This window comes from Paenibacillus sp. JNU01 (genome assembly GCF_059130585.1).
Genome location: NZ_CP169723.1, coordinates 6,301,523 through 6,317,444, shown reverse-complemented (window position 1 = coordinate 6,317,444; position 15,922 = coordinate 6,301,523). Strand labels below are relative to the sequence as shown.

Annotated in this window: 14 protein-coding genes, 1 tRNA gene, 1 pseudogene and 1 riboswitch; of the genes and pseudogenes, 8 read left to right on the top strand and 8 right to left on the bottom strand. The window is 45.9% G+C overall.

The window, feature by feature from the left end; genetic code table 11:
• The first annotated feature begins 159 nt into the window (after positions 1-159).
• Complete coding sequence (gene catA / locus NLBNIHML_RS27830; protein WP_494353270.1) at positions 160-807, top strand: type A chloramphenicol O-acetyltransferase; 648 nt, start codon at positions 160-162, stop codon at positions 805-807.
• Between the two features lie 83 nt (positions 808-890).
• On the opposite strand, the gene NLBNIHML_RS27825 is transcribed toward catA, so the two are convergent.
• Entirely contained in the window at positions 891-3,533 is a 2,643-nt protein-coding gene (locus tag NLBNIHML_RS27825; RefSeq protein ID WP_494353269.1) for an adenosylcobalamin-dependent ribonucleoside-diphosphate reductase, read from the bottom strand.
• 485 nt (positions 3,534-4,018) lie between these two features.
• On the opposite strand from NLBNIHML_RS27825, the gene NLBNIHML_RS27820 reads away from it, so the two are divergent.
• The 3 genes from NLBNIHML_RS27820 to NLBNIHML_RS27810 all read left to right on the top strand — a co-directional run bounded on the left by NLBNIHML_RS27820 (position 4,019) and on the right by NLBNIHML_RS27810 (position 8,128).
• Positions 4,019-5,782: a DEAD/DEAH box helicase gene (locus NLBNIHML_RS27820; RefSeq protein ID WP_494353268.1), complete on the top strand. Its 1,764-nt coding sequence runs from the start codon at positions 4,019-4,021 to the stop codon at positions 5,780-5,782.
• Between the two features lie 3 nt (positions 5,783-5,785).
• Positions 5,786-6,967 (top strand): YqhG family protein, encoded by a 1,182-nt coding sequence (locus NLBNIHML_RS27815; protein WP_494353267.1) that lies wholly within the window; start codon positions 5,786-5,788, stop codon positions 6,965-6,967.
• A 147-nt stretch (positions 6,968-7,114) separates the two neighbouring features.
• Complete coding sequence (locus NLBNIHML_RS27810; protein ID WP_494353266.1) at positions 7,115-8,128, top strand: hypothetical protein; 1,014 nt, start codon at positions 7,115-7,117, stop codon at positions 8,126-8,128.
• A gap of 155 nt (positions 8,129-8,283) precedes the next feature.
• Here NLBNIHML_RS27810 and NLBNIHML_RS27805 read toward each other — a convergent pair whose 3' ends face one another.
• Positions 8,284-8,502, bottom strand: coding sequence for a YqzE family protein (locus tag NLBNIHML_RS27805; RefSeq protein ID WP_339303090.1), 219 nt, complete (start codon positions 8,500-8,502; stop codon positions 8,284-8,286).
• 195 nt (positions 8,503-8,697) lie between these two features.
• Here NLBNIHML_RS27805 and NLBNIHML_RS27800 point away from each other — a divergent pair, with 195 nt between their 5' ends.
• Positions 8,698-9,441, top strand: a complete 744-nt coding sequence (locus NLBNIHML_RS27800; protein WP_342572520.1) for an N-acetylmuramoyl-L-alanine amidase family protein — start codon at positions 8,698-8,700, stop codon at positions 9,439-9,441.
• Here NLBNIHML_RS27800 and NLBNIHML_RS27795 read toward each other — a convergent pair.
• Positions 9,416-10,255: a divergent polysaccharide deacetylase family protein gene (locus NLBNIHML_RS27795; RefSeq protein ID WP_472478827.1), complete on the bottom strand. Its 840-nt coding sequence runs from the start codon at positions 10,253-10,255 to the stop codon at positions 9,416-9,418. The two genes, NLBNIHML_RS27800 and NLBNIHML_RS27795, sit on opposite strands and share 26 nt — an antisense overlap.
• Positions 10,256-10,659: 404 nt before the next feature.
• Here NLBNIHML_RS27795 and xynC point away from each other — a divergent pair.
• Together xynC and NLBNIHML_RS27785 are read left to right on the top strand one after the other, a co-directional pair.
• Positions 10,660-11,928, top strand: a pseudogene (gene xynC / locus NLBNIHML_RS27790) (glucuronoarabinoxylan endo-1,4-beta-xylanase XynC); the annotation flags it as partial.
• Positions 11,929-12,354: a carbohydrate-binding protein gene (locus NLBNIHML_RS27785; protein WP_494354770.1), complete on the top strand. Its 426-nt coding sequence runs from the start codon at positions 11,929-11,931 to the stop codon at positions 12,352-12,354.
• 92 nt (positions 12,355-12,446) lie between these two features.
• On the opposite strand, the gene NLBNIHML_RS27780 is transcribed toward NLBNIHML_RS27785, so the two are convergent.
• Positions 12,447-12,531: transfer RNA gene (locus NLBNIHML_RS27780), tRNA-Leu, on the bottom strand.
• A 163-nt stretch (positions 12,532-12,694) separates the two neighbouring features.
• The gene (pelA, locus tag NLBNIHML_RS27775; protein ID WP_494353265.1) at positions 12,695-13,657 is read right to left on the bottom strand and encodes a pectate lyase; all 963 of its coding nucleotides are present in this window, start codon (positions 13,655-13,657) and stop codon (positions 12,695-12,697) included.
• A 418-nt stretch (positions 13,658-14,075) separates the two neighbouring features.
• A riboswitch (cyclic di-AMP (ydaO/yuaA leader) is annotated at positions 14,076-14,207 on the top strand.
• A 5-nt stretch (positions 14,208-14,212) separates the two neighbouring features.
• Here pelA and NLBNIHML_RS27770 point away from each other — a divergent pair.
• On the top strand, positions 14,213-14,677 hold the full coding sequence (locus tag NLBNIHML_RS27770) for a C40 family peptidase (protein ID WP_339241221.1): 465 nt from the start codon (positions 14,213-14,215) through the stop codon (positions 14,675-14,677).
• A 99-nt stretch (positions 14,678-14,776) separates the two neighbouring features.
• On the opposite strand, the gene NLBNIHML_RS27765 is transcribed toward NLBNIHML_RS27770, so the two are convergent.
• From NLBNIHML_RS27765 to NLBNIHML_RS27755, 3 genes are all read right to left on the bottom strand, one after another.
• Positions 14,777-15,106 carry a carboxymuconolactone decarboxylase family protein gene (locus NLBNIHML_RS27765; protein ID WP_339243003.1) on the bottom strand — a complete coding sequence of 110 codons (330 nt, stop codon included), beginning with the start codon at positions 15,104-15,106 and terminating at the stop codon, positions 14,777-14,779.
• Between the two features lie 141 nt (positions 15,107-15,247).
• Positions 15,248-15,466 carry a hypothetical protein gene (locus NLBNIHML_RS27760; RefSeq protein ID WP_278295843.1) on the bottom strand — a complete coding sequence of 73 codons (219 nt, stop codon included), beginning with the start codon at positions 15,464-15,466 and terminating at the stop codon, positions 15,248-15,250.
• A gap of 119 nt (positions 15,467-15,585) precedes the next feature.
• A complete protein-coding gene (locus NLBNIHML_RS27755) occupies positions 15,586-15,915 on the bottom strand; it encodes a hypothetical protein (protein ID WP_036609615.1) in 330 nt (109 codons plus the stop codon).
• Positions 15,916-15,922: the final 7 nt, after the last annotated feature.

The following is a 15,922-nucleotide window of genomic DNA, read 5'->3' as shown; positions in this document are numbered from 1 at the left end:
TGCGGAGTATTACGCTATAAGCACACATTCATTATTATGTTATACTGAGAGGGATCAATGTCTAAAAATACGATACCGGGAATGTGATAGGATATGGTCAAATCAGTCAAATATACCTCCTAAATGAAGGCATTATTCAAATTTAGGAGGTTATAACTTATGTTTAATCCAATCGTGTTAGATCAGTGGGATCGAAAGCCTTACTTTGACCACTACTTGAATCAGGTCAGATGTACCTACAGCATGACTGCTAATCTGGATATCACGCTATTGATTGCTCAAATAAAACTTAAAGGCATGAAGTTCTACCCAGCTCTTATTCATATGATCTCTACGGTCGTCAATACACATCAAGAATTTCGAACTAGTTTCGACGCCGAGGGGAGATTAGGCTACTGGGACGAGATGTCTCCGAGCTATACGATTTTTCATGAGGACGACAAATGTTTCTCGACGATCTGGACGACATTCCATGAAGATTTTGAGACGTTCCACAATCGTTATCTGGACGATATGAAGAATTACAAAGATCATAAACAATTGGTTGCCAAACCCAATGAACCACCAAATACATTTCCCGTTTCCAGTATTCCCTGGGTGAACTTTACGGGATTTAATCTGAATATTTACAATGAGGGAACCTTCTTGTTGCCTATCTTCACGATGGGAAAATATGTTCAAACAAACGATAAAGTTTATCTTCCCTTATCTATTCAGTTACACCATGCCGTGTGCGACGGCTATCACGCTGGGGTTCTATTCAACGAATTGCAGTCATTGGCAGATCGTAGTCATAAATGGTGTTAGTTAGCTAAATGAAGAAAAGGCATTCCTGACTCTTGGTGGAGTCATGGAACGCCTTTTCTTTTTCTCTTTTTTTCAAATGCTATTTAATTGCACTTGCTATACCCACATTGACTGCATGTTTTGCATCCTTCCACATTCATCAGGGATGCCGAACCACAAGAAGGGCATAAATCTCTTGATTCGATAAAGTTTTTTTGATTCTCCACTTGTGGATATGCGCTCTTCACTTGGTTCTGTTCTTGTGAAGCTCCCGTTTCATTCGCCTGCACATTGCTCTGTACATGACTTTCCAATGCTTTGGCGACGGCATCTGCAATCGATTCCACCCGGTTGGCTCCAAAGCCAATCGCACCCGAACCACCAATTCCCTTGAGATGTTTGATCAACAGTTCCACCTTGTGCCCGTGATCTCCGTATCGAAGAAACAGTGAGCATACCCGACCGAGGGCCTCAGCCATGGCGAACACGTCCGATCCCGCTTTGCCCACGTTCAGGAAGATTTCACCCGGCGTTCCCTCCAGATCATTAATTGTAATGTAAGCCATTCCGAATGGCGTATTAATTTTGTATGTTGCACCGCGAAGTACCTGAGGGCGGCTTCTATATTGTTTATCCAGCACTGTGGCAGAGGAAGAGGTTTGATCGGAAGAATGGATTTCATCATCAACCTTACTACTGACCGGCTCAACACCTGCCTGCCCTCCTACATTATTCGGGTTATCTATTGTAGATACGTCCGTCTTCTCTTTTGCTTCCGCCGTGTTCTGATCTTCGGTCTCCTGGGTCTCTTCCTTCTTCGAAGTGGACAACACCTGCACATCCCTACTGCCGTCTCGATATATCGTTACTCCCTTACAGCCAAGGTCGAAGGCCAGTTCATACAGTTCAGCCGTATCCTCCACCGTAAAATCAGCCGGACAGTTGGCCGTCTTCGAGATGGAACTATCCACCCATTGCTGAATCGCAGCCTGCACCCGGATGTGATTCTCAGCCGACAGATCCATCGCCGTCACATAATAGTCTGGTAAAGCTTCACCCGGATGTTCATCCAGCCACTCTTGCGCAATCGGTACGAACTGTTCATCATAACCCAGACGGCTTTGACGGAAATACTTGAAGGCGAAATACGGCTCAATCCCTGTTGATGTGCCTACCATCGTACCTGTACTTCCCGTTGGCGCCTGGGTGATCAGCGTGACATTTCGAATGCCCTGTTTGCGAATGGCCTCTCCCACTTCAGGGTACCTCGCAACCATATTTTTCATGAATCCACTCTGTAAATACGGTTCAGCTTCGAAAGCCGGGAAAGCTCCCTTCTCTGCTACAATCTCTGCCGATGCCAGATAGGCCTCCTTCGCCATGAATCCATACAGTTTATCCAGAAATTCAAGGGATTCAGGACTGCCGTACCTTATACGCAGCTTAATCATCAGCTCTGCCAGTCCCATCGTGCCAAGCCCCACCCGGCGTTCACGCTGCTGATTCAGTCTGTTTTCCTCAAAATGATATGGTGTTGCATCAATGACATTGTCCAAAAATCGAGCCGAGATGCGAGTGGTTTCCGCCAGTTCATCCCATGCCACATCATGATTCGTTTCATCATAGAATTTGGACAGATTGATCGCTGACAGATTACATACACCCCAGCCAGGCAGGCCTTGTTCCGCGCATGGATTAGTACAGATGATCGGATTAAAGTACCAGCTGTTGGACATCTGGTTATAGTACTCCATGAAAACCACACCAGGCTCTGCCGATTTCCAGGCTGATTCAATAATGGTATGCCAGATTTCGCGCGCCTTCAGCGTACGATAGTGTACCACCGAATGGCCTGCGGCTTTCCACTGCTGCATATCCCCGTTCCACTCGGTGTCGTAGTCTGGATCGTTCGTATCGGGGAAAACCAAATCCCAATCTCCGTCCTGCTTGACAGCCTCCATAAAGGCGTTACTCACACATACAGACAGATTAGCATTGGTCACCTGCCCCATCGTTTGTTTCACGGTAATAAAATCAAGCACATCTGGATGCCAGTCATTCATCATCAGCATGAGCGCACCCCGTCGGCTTCCGCCCTGTTCAATCAGTCCTGTCGTATAACTGAACAATCCGCCCCACGATACGGAACCGCTAGATGATCCATTGACACCTTTCACCACCGCTCGGCGAGGACGCAAAGAAGACAAATTAATGCCCACACCTCCCCCACGTGCCATAATCTCCGTCATCTCGGTCAAGGTCTTCATGATGCCACCCCGACTGTCCTGCGGAGACGGAATAACATAACAATTAAAGAGTGTGAGCTCATCGCTTGCCCCCGCTCCTGCAGCAATACGCCCTCCGGGTACTAACTTCCAATCCTCCAACACGGAGCGGAACTTGGACTCCCACGTTGCCCGCTGATCTGCTGTAGATTCAACAGAGGCCATGGCTTTGGCAAGTCGGCTCCACATCTCTTCCGGTGTTTTTTCGATGTTGAGCGTCAGTTTCTCCACGCTCGTCTCGATGATCTCTCCGCTTCGGGTTCTCACTTGTACGAGCTGACCCTGGCGTTCTATAATTTCGCCCACTTCCTTGGTTGGGAACTTGGGATCATCCTTTGTTAATACCAGTACCACATCTCCGACCTTGGCATGATTCGAGTCAGCATCCTTCCAGGCGTATCGGTCCAGAAATATTTTTTCGCTAAGTCCTTCTAATTGGTACGATCGTTGGTTTGATTTCATCGCTACGTTCAACCTCCCCGATTAACGCTCCATTTTCACTATAAAAGTAAATTATGATGAAACACCACATATAGTGATATAAAACCAGTATATTACACCATATATTGATTTTCTATATGACTTTTATCACAGACCTTATTTTTTAGACTCTCCTGCTCGGACAAGCTTCTTCACACACCCTCAGACTCACGCATACAAAACCTGTGAATTTTTTGAGACAGAAAAAACCTGAAAAAGCGAAGCGTTCGCCTAAAAGCTTTCTGAAAGAAAGCTCCATCGAAAGCATACGCTATCCCCGGATTTCCCCTTCAGAAAAGGGAATCAAAGAAATCTGGGGATAACAGCGATTGGAAGGTTGTTCTGTCATCGTAGTGTTCGTGCAAATAAAATGTAGTTCAACTTGTATAGTTATGAACTCACTCTCATTCGTCCATACTATTACCTACGAATAAAACGTCATCACGTATGGCAGGGGAGGAAGCATCATGAACCGGAAAAACCCGCACCACACGAATCAACCTATAGCCGAGCTGCCCGTTCCACTGGAATTCGATCGAAGCTGGATCAATCAGTTGGAATCACGACTGGATAAAGGGGGCCCTTGGGGAGATTACCGACTCTTTCAACTGGGCATTCAAGCCGAAGAGACCAATCTGATTCCCAATTTTGACGAAATTCAGTGTTTGAAGCATTTACAAGGCCTTACTCCACTTCCTCACCAGATGGACACTGCACGCAGAGTATTATTTGAAATGTCAGGCCGGGCCATTCTCGCCGATGAGGTGGGTCTTGGCAAAACCATTGAAGCCGGTCTCATTCTGAAAGAATATATGGTTCGGGGTCTCGTATCCAAGGTACTCATTCTCGTACCGGCTTCTCTTGTGCTGCAATGGGTACGGGAGTTGAATTCGAAATTCGGTATTCCTGCCATTGCCCAGAAAAAGGCCTATTCCTGGCAGAATGAAGTAGTCGTTGCTTCAATGGATACAGCCAAACGTGACCCGCATAAAGATATGCTGCTGAACACTGATTACGACATGATCATTATTGATGAAGCACATAAGCTCAAAAACAAGAAAACAACCAACTATCAATTCATGCTGAAATTGCGCAAAAAGTACTGTTTGCTGCTCACAGCTACACCTGTGCAGAACGATATGAGTGAGCTGTTCAATCTGATTAACCTGCTGAAGCCCGGTCAGTTGGGGCGTCAGGGTGACTTTGCGGCCAACTTTGTCGTAGACAAACGGGTTCCGAAAAATCAGGAACAGCTTAAGAACGAGTTATCCAAAGTGATGATTCGTAACCGCCGCGGCGAAGGCCCCGTTCAATTTACCAAACGGAACGTCTCCAACGTGAATCTGCAACTATCGCCCGAAGAACAAGCGCTCTATGATGGGGTGACGTCCTTTGTTAAGGATCAATACCAGGAAGCTGGCGGCAACCTGAGCAGCATGCTCTCCCTTGTTACATTGCAGCGTGAAGTGTGTAGTAGTCGAGATGCGGTATTCGTGACACTGGTTAATCTGTCGAAGAAACTTCCGCTGGACTCTCCCCTTCGGGACAAGATTTGGGAACTCGTTGCCCATATTAAAGCGATCAAGGAAAATACCAAAGCCGAGAAAACGATGGAGCTAATTCGCAACATGAATGAAAAAGTAATTATCTTCACCGAATACCGGGCCACGCAGGAGTATCTGCTAAACTATTTCCGTAACAACGGGCTTACGGCTGTACCCTATCGGGGTGGTATGAATCGAGGCAAAAAAGACTGGATGATGGATCTCTTCCGCGGACGTGTGCAGGCCATGATTGCAACCGAAGCGGGTGGCGAGGGCATTAATCTGCAATTCTGCCACCATATGATCAACTTTGATCTGCCTTGGAACCCTATGCGGGTAGAGCAGCGGATCGGTCGGGTACACCGGCTGGGACAGCAAAATGATGTGAACATTTTCAACTTATCCACGTCCGGAACCATTGAGGAACATATCCTGAACCTGCTGCATGAGAAGATCAATATGTTTGAGATGGTGATTGGCGGGCTGGATGTCATTCTGGAACGGCTGGAGAAGAAGGAGTCCATTGAGAAAAGCCTGTACAAAATCATGTTGGAATCACAAAATGATGAAGATATTCGCCGTAAAATGGATTCACTTGGGCAATCACTGAACTCCATTCAACGCGAGGTTGCCGATGAAGGCCCTGCCGTCTCCGGGCTGTTAGATCTTCGCAAAGGAGGTAGCTGACCCATGACCATGACTCCCCATGAAGTGCAGGCATATGTTCTCACCTATCTGGAAGCACTCGATTGTCAGATTATGGAGCGTTCGCCTGCCCATGTTACTGTTAAACTTTCGCCTGAGGCAGACAAAGCGTTGACCAATCGCCCCTATTATTGGGGGTTCGTGGAGCGAACCGGAGCACCCGCTGAGACAATGTCCTTTACATTTATATTCGATCCTGACAGTTATCAGCAGGCCATTGAAGCAGCCGAAGCCAAAACAGCGCAAGCATCACCTGACTTTGCTCAAACGAATGGCGCAACCAACGGCAGTCCTCAAGGCGAGCCACCGAAAGAAACCATTCTGGGCCGTTATTTCGGCATTACTCCATCCATGCCACTACTGGGACCAGGAAGGATATTGCGTGAAGAAGTGGTGTACGGCAGTCGCAGGCTCCAACAGATTTTTGGCGCAGCCCGTGAAGGGGGTGCCTTCGTGAATCTGTTCGAACAGGCTGCCAAACGGCAATTGCGCGCTACAGCGCCAGCCGTATATGAACCTTGGCTCGGTGTCTGTTTCAAGGTAGAGTTCGCCTGTGATTTGAAACGGGAAGAATTGCATTTTCTCGGCATCTCCCTTAGATCGGGTGAAATTATAGAGAAGTTCGGAACCAAGCTGAATCGACGTGATCTCAGTCCAAGGCTCGCGGAGAACATGCATGTACAGACAGCCAAAGTATCGTTATCCGATGCCGGAGCTGCTCTCGAATCTCATTTGACGAACCGCTTGCTGGAACTCGATTATAGCTGGGCTGAGAAAGCCCAAGAGCGACTTGATCTGGAGCTGGACGTGTTGGATACCTATTACGAAGCAGTACTCCGGGAAGATACACCTGAAGTAGAACCCCCGAGTAACACAGCCTCAGGCATGGAGAGTGTCCATTCTAACCGCACGTCACCTGTAGCTCTGAAAAAAGTTCTGGATATCACTAACGCTAAACCCATTGGAACAGATATGGAACTGGCCGCAGAGGCCGTTGTGCCGATCGAAACCGAGACAGACGCTGAAGAAGAGAAAGCCAAACAGGCGGTTATCGATCGCGAAGCCATGAAACTGCAATACGAGACACGCCGGACCGAGATGATCTGGCAATATGAACCCAAAGTGAAAGTGACTGCGATTAGCAGCGGCATGTTTCACTTAAGATAGACGAAGACACTACTTTTCCTGCAAATGCTGGCAAAAGTAGTGTTTATTCATGATCAGCTGCCCGACAGGTTGCGGCAACCTTTGCATAGCCCGTACCCTAGAATGAAATTAGGACCGGCTCAGGTAACGGATAAATGAAAAGTAGGTGTGAATTTGAAACAATTCTTCCATATGTGTTGGAACAACGCTCGGAAAACAGTCTGTATCTCCTTGGGCTTGCTCAGTTGTCTTGCCCTATTCTCCTTTTGGTCGATAGCCAATGCTGAAGAACAAAAAACGTCTTCACCATATCTCGCTTCATCTACAGCATATGGTCCCGAACATCATGCTTCCCAGAATGACAAGCTAGCTCCCGTCGCTGTACAACGATTTGCAGAGCAACAAGCTGCTGCACTTGGTACGGCTAACGCGGAAGCAGATTGGAAGATCGCCGACCTGGACTTCTATCCTCTGGGCCCTGGTACACATAGCTGGCTGGTGCAAGCTGCATTGGATGGGAAACCAATGGGATATATGATTATTACCGCCACAGAACAGGGACATCTGATGCTTAGTGAATATGGTCAAGGAGAGCAGTCACCATATAACAATGAACTTCTCGGACAAGCCTTAAATCGACAACATGTGAATCTTGAGGCGTTACTTGCTGGCGGAGGAGAGCTTCATCGTGGTTATGCTCTTCCCCTGCTGGCTTATTGGAAAGTGGAACACCCCAGCCATCCTGCTCTTTATATTGATGCTACGAATGGTGATGTATTACCCTCCGAGTTACTGAAGGTGTTGGAGGCTGGTTCCAAACAGGTTTCTGAGATCATAACTAAGTTATCCATAGCTCCATCGGGCACAGTCGATCCAATTCATTTGCGCCCCGTCTTCAATCCAGCTGACAATCTGTTGTGGATGACATCCAAGCCTATTGCTGCCAATCGGGCACGAGAGGTGATACAACACGGGGAGGATCAAGAATTTGTTTTCTCAGCAGAGAATCGCAACGTCGTATACGGTGGTCCTCTACCCGTCAGCGGGTATCAGCTATGGCATACAGATCATGAAGCAGAGTCCATTCTATATGTAGCGCTTGGTGGAAAAACATCCATTCAACGCTTTGTGCCTTTGAGCACATTACAACAAGACGGTCAGTTTTACATCTTGAAGCCTTGACTGTCAGCTAACTCTACAGAGCATTCAAATAACGTTAGAACAATTAAATATCTACAACAAATAAGACGCCTTCCCATGTAATAAAGGGATTGCGTCTTTTGGTTTCTCAGCAAGGCGTGTCTTTAAGCTCACTGAGTGAAATAGGTGTGCTACAGTTATCCTTTGCCTGAAGAACTTCGTTTATGAGACGGTGTATCCAATTCCTTTTCCTTTTTCCCCACCCACAGGGATACAGCGAAGGGAATCATACCAAACCATTTCATCGCCCACGGCTCTTTCCTTTTGGCACGGTCTTTCCGCTCATCCTTCGGCGTATCGATATAATGAACAACCCGCTGCGTAATGTATTTTACCAATTCATCACTTTTGGCCATAACATCTGCCTCCTTCGCTCCTGCACATTCGCGGAGCTTACGATAGTTCTATTGTGTGCAAGATGTGTACTGGTTAAACATTTTTTTTGTTGAAAAGGGTATGAAAAACCTCAGAATGCACAGTCTAATGCCAAAGGTATCCAAACAGCCATGAATCTGCATCCGATACCTATTTCATGAAGGAGTGTGTATCCCATGTATAAGCTGCTGACCGCTTCGGTAGCCTTGTTAATCAGCTTCTATTGCCTTACCATGCTTCCCCATGTCGCTTATGGAAAAGCAGCCCCGTCCCAGAACAGTCCATCCATGCTGCCTGTGACCGATGGAGATGCTTATCGCTCAAGTCATCATGCCTTTGCAGCACCGGTTATCCTGCTCGATGTAGGCCATGGCGGTATTGACGGCGGTACGTCAGCCCAGGGTGTGCTGGAAAAAGATATCAATCTCGCCATTAGCCAAAAAGTCTATCTCCTGCTTCGCAGCAAAGGTTATGCCGTTATCATCAATCGACTTGGTGATTACGCCCTTAGTGACGACAACCGCTGGCTGAACAGCCGCTCGCGTCATACCAGAGATCTTGCCCAACGTAAGAGCCTTAGCGAAGAAGTAAGTACGGATATCGTGGTCAGCATCCATGCGAACTGGAGTCCCCGATCATCTGCACACGGCCCCGTGGTATTGCACCAGAAGGAAGGCAGAAGCTATCTGTTAGCCCAATCCATCCAGGACGCCATGAACCAATTATTCAAAACGGAGCACGGAGTCGTGTGGGGCAAGCCCTTTTATTTATTGAATTACGTGAAGCAGCCAGCCGTCATCGTCGAAACCGGATTTTTGAGCAACGCCGAAGACCGGGCCAGAATGAGTGACCCCGCAGAGCAAAAACGAATCGCAGAGTCTATTGCGAGCGGCATTATTTATTATCTGTCGGTAGTGTAGGGGTAGCGTGCCAGTTCCACACTTCGCGCACAAGATCGCCAATACCTACAAACTCAACCTGACCCTGCAGACGGGAAACGGATTCACGAACTACAGCTGATGTGTTCATCCCGCTATGTCCGACATGACCAATAACAACACAGGTCTCCTTGTCGATTGCACGACGAGCTGCCAGATCCATTTGCTTGCGAATGTGTTGCTTGGAGTTCTGATCATCCAGGAAAATGTCATTACCTACAGGTGGCATGTTTTTGGATATGGCCAGTTCCCCCACCACGGAGCGAAAGTTCGTACGGCTGTCTACAAAGAATAGGCCCCGCTCCTTGCATACATCGAGCACAATGGACATGATGCGTTTGTCCGAAGTAATTTTGGAACCCATATGATTGTTCATGCCAATTGCGTAGGGCACATCATCAATCGCTTTTTCCACGCGTGAGCGGACTTCCTCATCTGTCAGATTGGATGTGATTGCACCCGGGCCCAGCCATTCAGGTCTTCCTTTCTTGGGTTCCATGGGCATGTGCACAATTACATCCATCCCCTTTTCATGTGCAGCTATCGCATCTTTCTTCGTTGTTGGCAAAAAAGGCATGACTGCTACCGTAAGTTTAATTGGCATTGCCAGGATCTCTGCGGTACCTTTCATGTCGTTACCAACATCATCGATGATAATCGCTAATCGTTTATGATTCGATGTGGACTCTGAAGCTGCCGCTGTTGGCCCTCCTGCCGATATCCCTGCGCAAATTACTATCAACAATACCATGCAACCTGCAATGAATCGAAAATGCTTTCTATTTTCCATCATCATGACTCCCTCCCCGTAAGTTTCTGTGATTTCATTGTTTGATAATGAAGGGGGGAATATGTAAGCCAATGCCTTCCTTAATCACAATATCCCCACCACTGGAGACCTGTATCTTCAGGGAACCACGCCATCTCCCCGTTTTCACCTTTACAATCAGACAAGAAATGTCATTGAACTGTAGAAAAAAGAGATTAATTAGAAAAAATACTGTAATTTGTCAGGTTTTCAGTTTGGCAATTATTTAGTAGAATCAACAAATGAAAGAAGTTAATATGTTTCATTTCTTTCCTATACTTTTTGGAAGGGGGTTTTGAAAGGGTTTACATAAAATAAATGCCAGACTATCAGCTCTTTTTATTTCCCTGGTCACGGTTTCTCTATGTAACCATTTACCATTATCGAGGAGGATGAAAGTAGTGAAATTCAAATTCAAAAAAACGATCAATGTTTTATTGGCCTGTTTAACAGCACTACCCCTGATGTTAACCCCGACACAAGTTTCGGCGGCAAGTGATGCCAACATTAATTTATCCTCGGAAAAACAACTGATCAAGGGCTTTGGCGGTATTAACCTTCCCGCCTGGATTGGTGATCTGACTCCCGCTCAACGTGAAACTGCTTTTGGTAATGACCAGAATCAGTTAGGCTTTTCAATTCTGAGGATCTACGTGGATCCAGATTCCAATAACTGGTATCGTGAAGTTGCCACAGCGAAACGGGCTATTGAGAAGGGAGCTATCGTATTCGCCTCCCCGTGGAATCCTCCGAGCAGCATGGTGGAAACGTTCAACCGTAATGGAGATACCAATGCCAAACGTTTGAAATACGACAAATATGCCGCATATGCGCAACATCTGAATGACTTTGTAACCTATATGAAAAATAACGGCGTAGATCTGTATGCCATTTCTGTGCAAAATGAACCGGATTACGCGCATGACTGGACCTGGTGGACTCCACAAGAAATTCTTCGTTTCATGAAAGAAAATGCCGGGTCCATTCAAGGTACCAAAGTCATGGCACCTGAATCCTTCCAGTACTTGAAGAACATATCCGATCCAATCCTGAATGATCCGCAGGCACTTGCCAACATGGACATTCTGGGAGCACATACGTATGGAACCCAGATTTCGAACTTTGCCTATCCTCTCTTTAAGCAAAAAGGAGCCGGTAAAGAACTGTGGATGACTGAGGTATATGTTCCGAACAGTGACAACAACTCAGCAGACCGCTGGCCTGAAGCACTGGAGGTTTCCTATCACATGCACAATGCCATGGTGGAAGGTGATTTCCAGGCCTATGTGTGGTGGTACATCCGCAGACAGTATGGTCCGATGAAAGAAGATGGTACCATAAGCAAACGCGGATATAATATGGCCCATTTCTCCAAATTTGTACGTCCTGGCTACCTGCGAGTCGATGCAACGAAAAATCCGGATACGAACACATTTGTCTCAGCCTATAAAGGGGATAATAAAGTAGTCGTCGTGGCAATTAACCGTGGAACTTCGGCCACAAGCCAAAAATTCGTTCTGCAGAATGGTAATGCCTCCACGGTGTCCTCATGGGTTACGGACAGCAGTCGCAACCTGGCAAGCGGGGCCTCGCTTACCGTATCCAATGGAGCCTTCACGGCACAACTCCCCGCTCAGAGCGTAACAACATTTGTTGCCAACATTACTGGTGGGAATAACGGTGGAAATACAGGCAGCGGCACTACTTATGAAGCAGAGACCGGAACAACACTTACGGAAGCTGCCATTGAAACGATCTACCCCGGTTACACAGGCTCCGGGTATGTCAACTTCAATGCAATGACTGGTTCAACCATTCAATGGAACGCTATTAACAATACGATTACTGGCACCAAAAATGTAAAGTTTCGTTATGCGCTGGAAAGTGGAACACGTAACCTCGACATTTTTGTTAACGGAACCAAAGTTATCAGCAATGAGCCCTTTCCAGCAACGGGAAGCTGGTCCACTTGGGTTGAAAAAACAATACAAGTTCCCATGAACACCGGGACCAATACCTTGAAAGTGGTTACAACGGGAACGGAAGGACCGAATATTGACAGCATTAATGTTACCGCAGCACAATAAAACATTCCGTATAGTTGATGTTAGGATAATATCAAAAAATGCAAACAAAAAAAGACTCCTCATGCGTTAGCTTGAGGAGTCTTTTTATTCGATGCGGTCGAGAGGACTCGAACCTCCACGGGGGGTTAGCCCACACGGACCTGAACCGTGCGCGTCTGCCAATTCCGCCACGACCGCATATTATATCTCCGTGATTAATCTCGGCGACAAGAAATAATATATCATGCCCAATCTATCATGTCAACACTGAAAATAATAACATGAAAGCCCGAACCAGACATGCTTGTCCATTCGGGCTTTACCTTCAACTAATCATTTGGTTCATCAAAAAGGAGTCATACTACAGCTTGGAAGGCCAATTGCCATACCAGGCATAACCGCCTCTTCTTTCTTTATCAATGTCACTCAATTTGTATTTAACTACCCCGTCTCGTCCAATGAAAATGGGTCTATCCGTTCCTATTTCATAGAAGCGTGCCCAGATCGGTGCTGCTTTGGAATCAGCGATAATCTTGCTATCACCATTTGCCCTTTCATACTTGTAACCCGTAATTTTCACCTTGTTAAACCAGTCCTCTGCTCCTTTAATGGATGCGGTAATTTTAGCGGTAGCAGGCCTTGTTTTCAGAAATTTAACAATCGTTACACTCTCTCCAGCTGTCAGCGATGGTACTTCGTAGATTCTTGCGCTCGCTGGTTTAAGGGAACTGGAATCATGTTGTTGTCCCCATGCTGTAAGCTTCCCGCCTGAGACGACCTGAGTATTCAGAATCGCCTCCACACCTTTGGCAACTGAATTTTTACTGCGATTAGCAAGTGTACTGTCGATAAATGAGAAATCACCTTTGCGTGTTGCTACTTCATCGAGCATGATCATTACATTAATCATTGCATCATCATTGTAGGTAATATGCTTGTGATATCCAGAGCTTTGGTAGACTTGTGGCCATCCGCCGTTTGAATACTGCATATTGATCAAAAAGTTGATTCCTTTGATTGCAGCTGTGGAGTAGCGTGGATCATTCGTCTTTTTAAATTCCTTCGCCAATCTTCTAATTTCTGAATATGTAGCCTTGTTGTCAATCGTGGACTTCGCCCACTCTCCACTTGTTTGTTTATAATCTTTTCTCCAACCTCCATCCGGCAGTTGGTTCTTCAAAATATCTGAAATACTCGCTGTAGTACCCGATGCATCAGCAGCAGATACCGTCCCTACAGGTAGAACTGCAATTCCAACTGTTGAGAACACCATGGCGCATGCCAGGACAAAAGTAACTATTTTCTTTGCTTTCAAATGTAACACTCTCCCATGTTCATTGTAATAACATCCACAATTCTACCTTACCTATAATGCCCGTCCTTAAACCTCCTTAATTTAAATATATAACATAATAAAATCTATTTTTATCCAATATGTGGATTGGATAATCAGATGATATGCAAAAAATCAATTATTGTCAATATATGCAACTTAATGAATATAATCTCTTAAATTCTACATAACGGATAGTTCTTTTAACTCATGACAAACTTATTTATTTATCCAATTTCGTCTCAAACGAATCAATAATGACGTTTTTGTCATCAATGATACCCAAACTTGACGCCTTCTTTCATATAAAATCGTTAATTCCGCTAACATTGAGGTATTACGAAGGGGTTTAAAAGGGTTTGACAATTACGCATTTATGCAATATAGTTTCAAATAGTTACAAAAACTTAATTATTCATTGCCGAGTTTCAGGTTTGAAAACGGGGGAACCATTTTGGGTGAATTATTCTTATACATAGGAAATATAGGGAACCTTCTACCGAACCCTTAGCTAACTCCGTAGGCATCGAAGGGAGAACATTGATTTTGAAAAAACTGATTATCTCCATTTTTGGAGCGGCTGTACTATTTACATCCGGGGCAACAAGCACAGAGGCAAGCAGTATTAACTCCGTAGTGAACAACATGACAGGTATTCCTTACAAGTGGGGTGGCACGACTCTGGCCGGGTTCGACTGTTCCGGGTTTATGAGATATATTTTCAATAAATACAGCATTGAATTGCCACGTACTTCGCAACAGCAAGCCAAAGCAGGTACTCCAGTAGCCAAGAGCAATGTTCGGACAGGTGATCTGGTGTTCTTTAACACAACAGGCAAAGGCATTTCACATACAGGTGTTTATATCGGCGGCGGACAATTTGCACATGCATCCAGCAGCAAAGGGGTAAGCATCACCAAAATGAGCAATCCTTATTTCAATGATCGTTACGTAACAGCACGTCGGGTAACTGGACAGTTTATGTACGATAAAATGTTAGGGAAAATGTAGGTATAATATCAAAGAGGAGGCTCCGGATCAACCGGAACCTCCTCTTTTGTTTGATTTCCTCTTTAGGAGGACAGTCCTTGGACTACCTCCATCTTACACTTAATGCAGCGCCTTCTGCACTCGCATCGCGCCTTGGGACAGGGCATGTCCGCCTCCTACAGCTCCGGCCACAGCAACGGTCTCCATAATCTCCTGATCTGTAGCGCCCTTGGCACGTGCTTCTTCTACATGATAGAAGGTACATACCTCATTGTTGGCGAACAAGCCAATACCAAGCGCGATGAGCTGTTTGGTCTTCGCATCAATCGCCCCAGGTTGGAAGCATTCTCCGGTAAACTCATGATACGACTTCACCACACCTGGCAGCACATCACTTAATGCTCCAATCTGATCCTTGTAGGCATGAACTTTATCATTCATCAATGTCATGTCTTGCAGCACACCCTCTCGGCTATAGTTACAGAATTTCTTCACTGTACCTATCTTCTCTCACGAGTGAGTCAATTATGCCAAGAAATCATGGTAATTCCAAACATTTGTACGCTCATACTTCTGACATAATGATCGTTGTTACTCACCAAGTGGACTTTGCCGGGGTTCGCTGAACAACTGATAGCGGTAACCACGATCCAACTTGACGACACGTCGATTCTGACGACGGATAAGTACCTGCTCGCCATCCCAGGCAACGACAATCCCGGTTACATCGTTCGATTCCAGCTCGTCCCGTACTACTCTGACTTTCTCACCTGACAGACGCAGGGCGTCCAATTCTGTATCACTAATCATGTTCATGGCTCCTATATTCCAAATTTATTTACAAAAAGAGACCTAAATGAAAAGTCATTTAGGTCTCACGTGACTGTATTGGACTGTCATGTCATTCGAAATTATGTCCCGACTGAAAGTTACCGCTGCGCGTGCTCTTTGCTGTCGTTCTTCTCGAACCAAAAATCAAGCACTTTGGCGGACATCACACGTTCTTCAAGGTACTCCACTTGATGCGGTGTAAATTGTTCTTTCCAAGAGAAGGACAACTCTTCGCATAAGCCTACAATTGTCAGTAATTCTGACCAGGCAACATAGCGTTTGTACCAGAAAAATTGAGGATGTTCAATCATATAGGGATAAAGGTCATCGAATTCCGTATGTTTACAATCCAGGGCACGTTCAAAATGAACTTTCGATTCCGCCAGCTTATCATTAAAGAATTGTTCTGTTGCCGGTTGGTTCCCCATGGTGTTG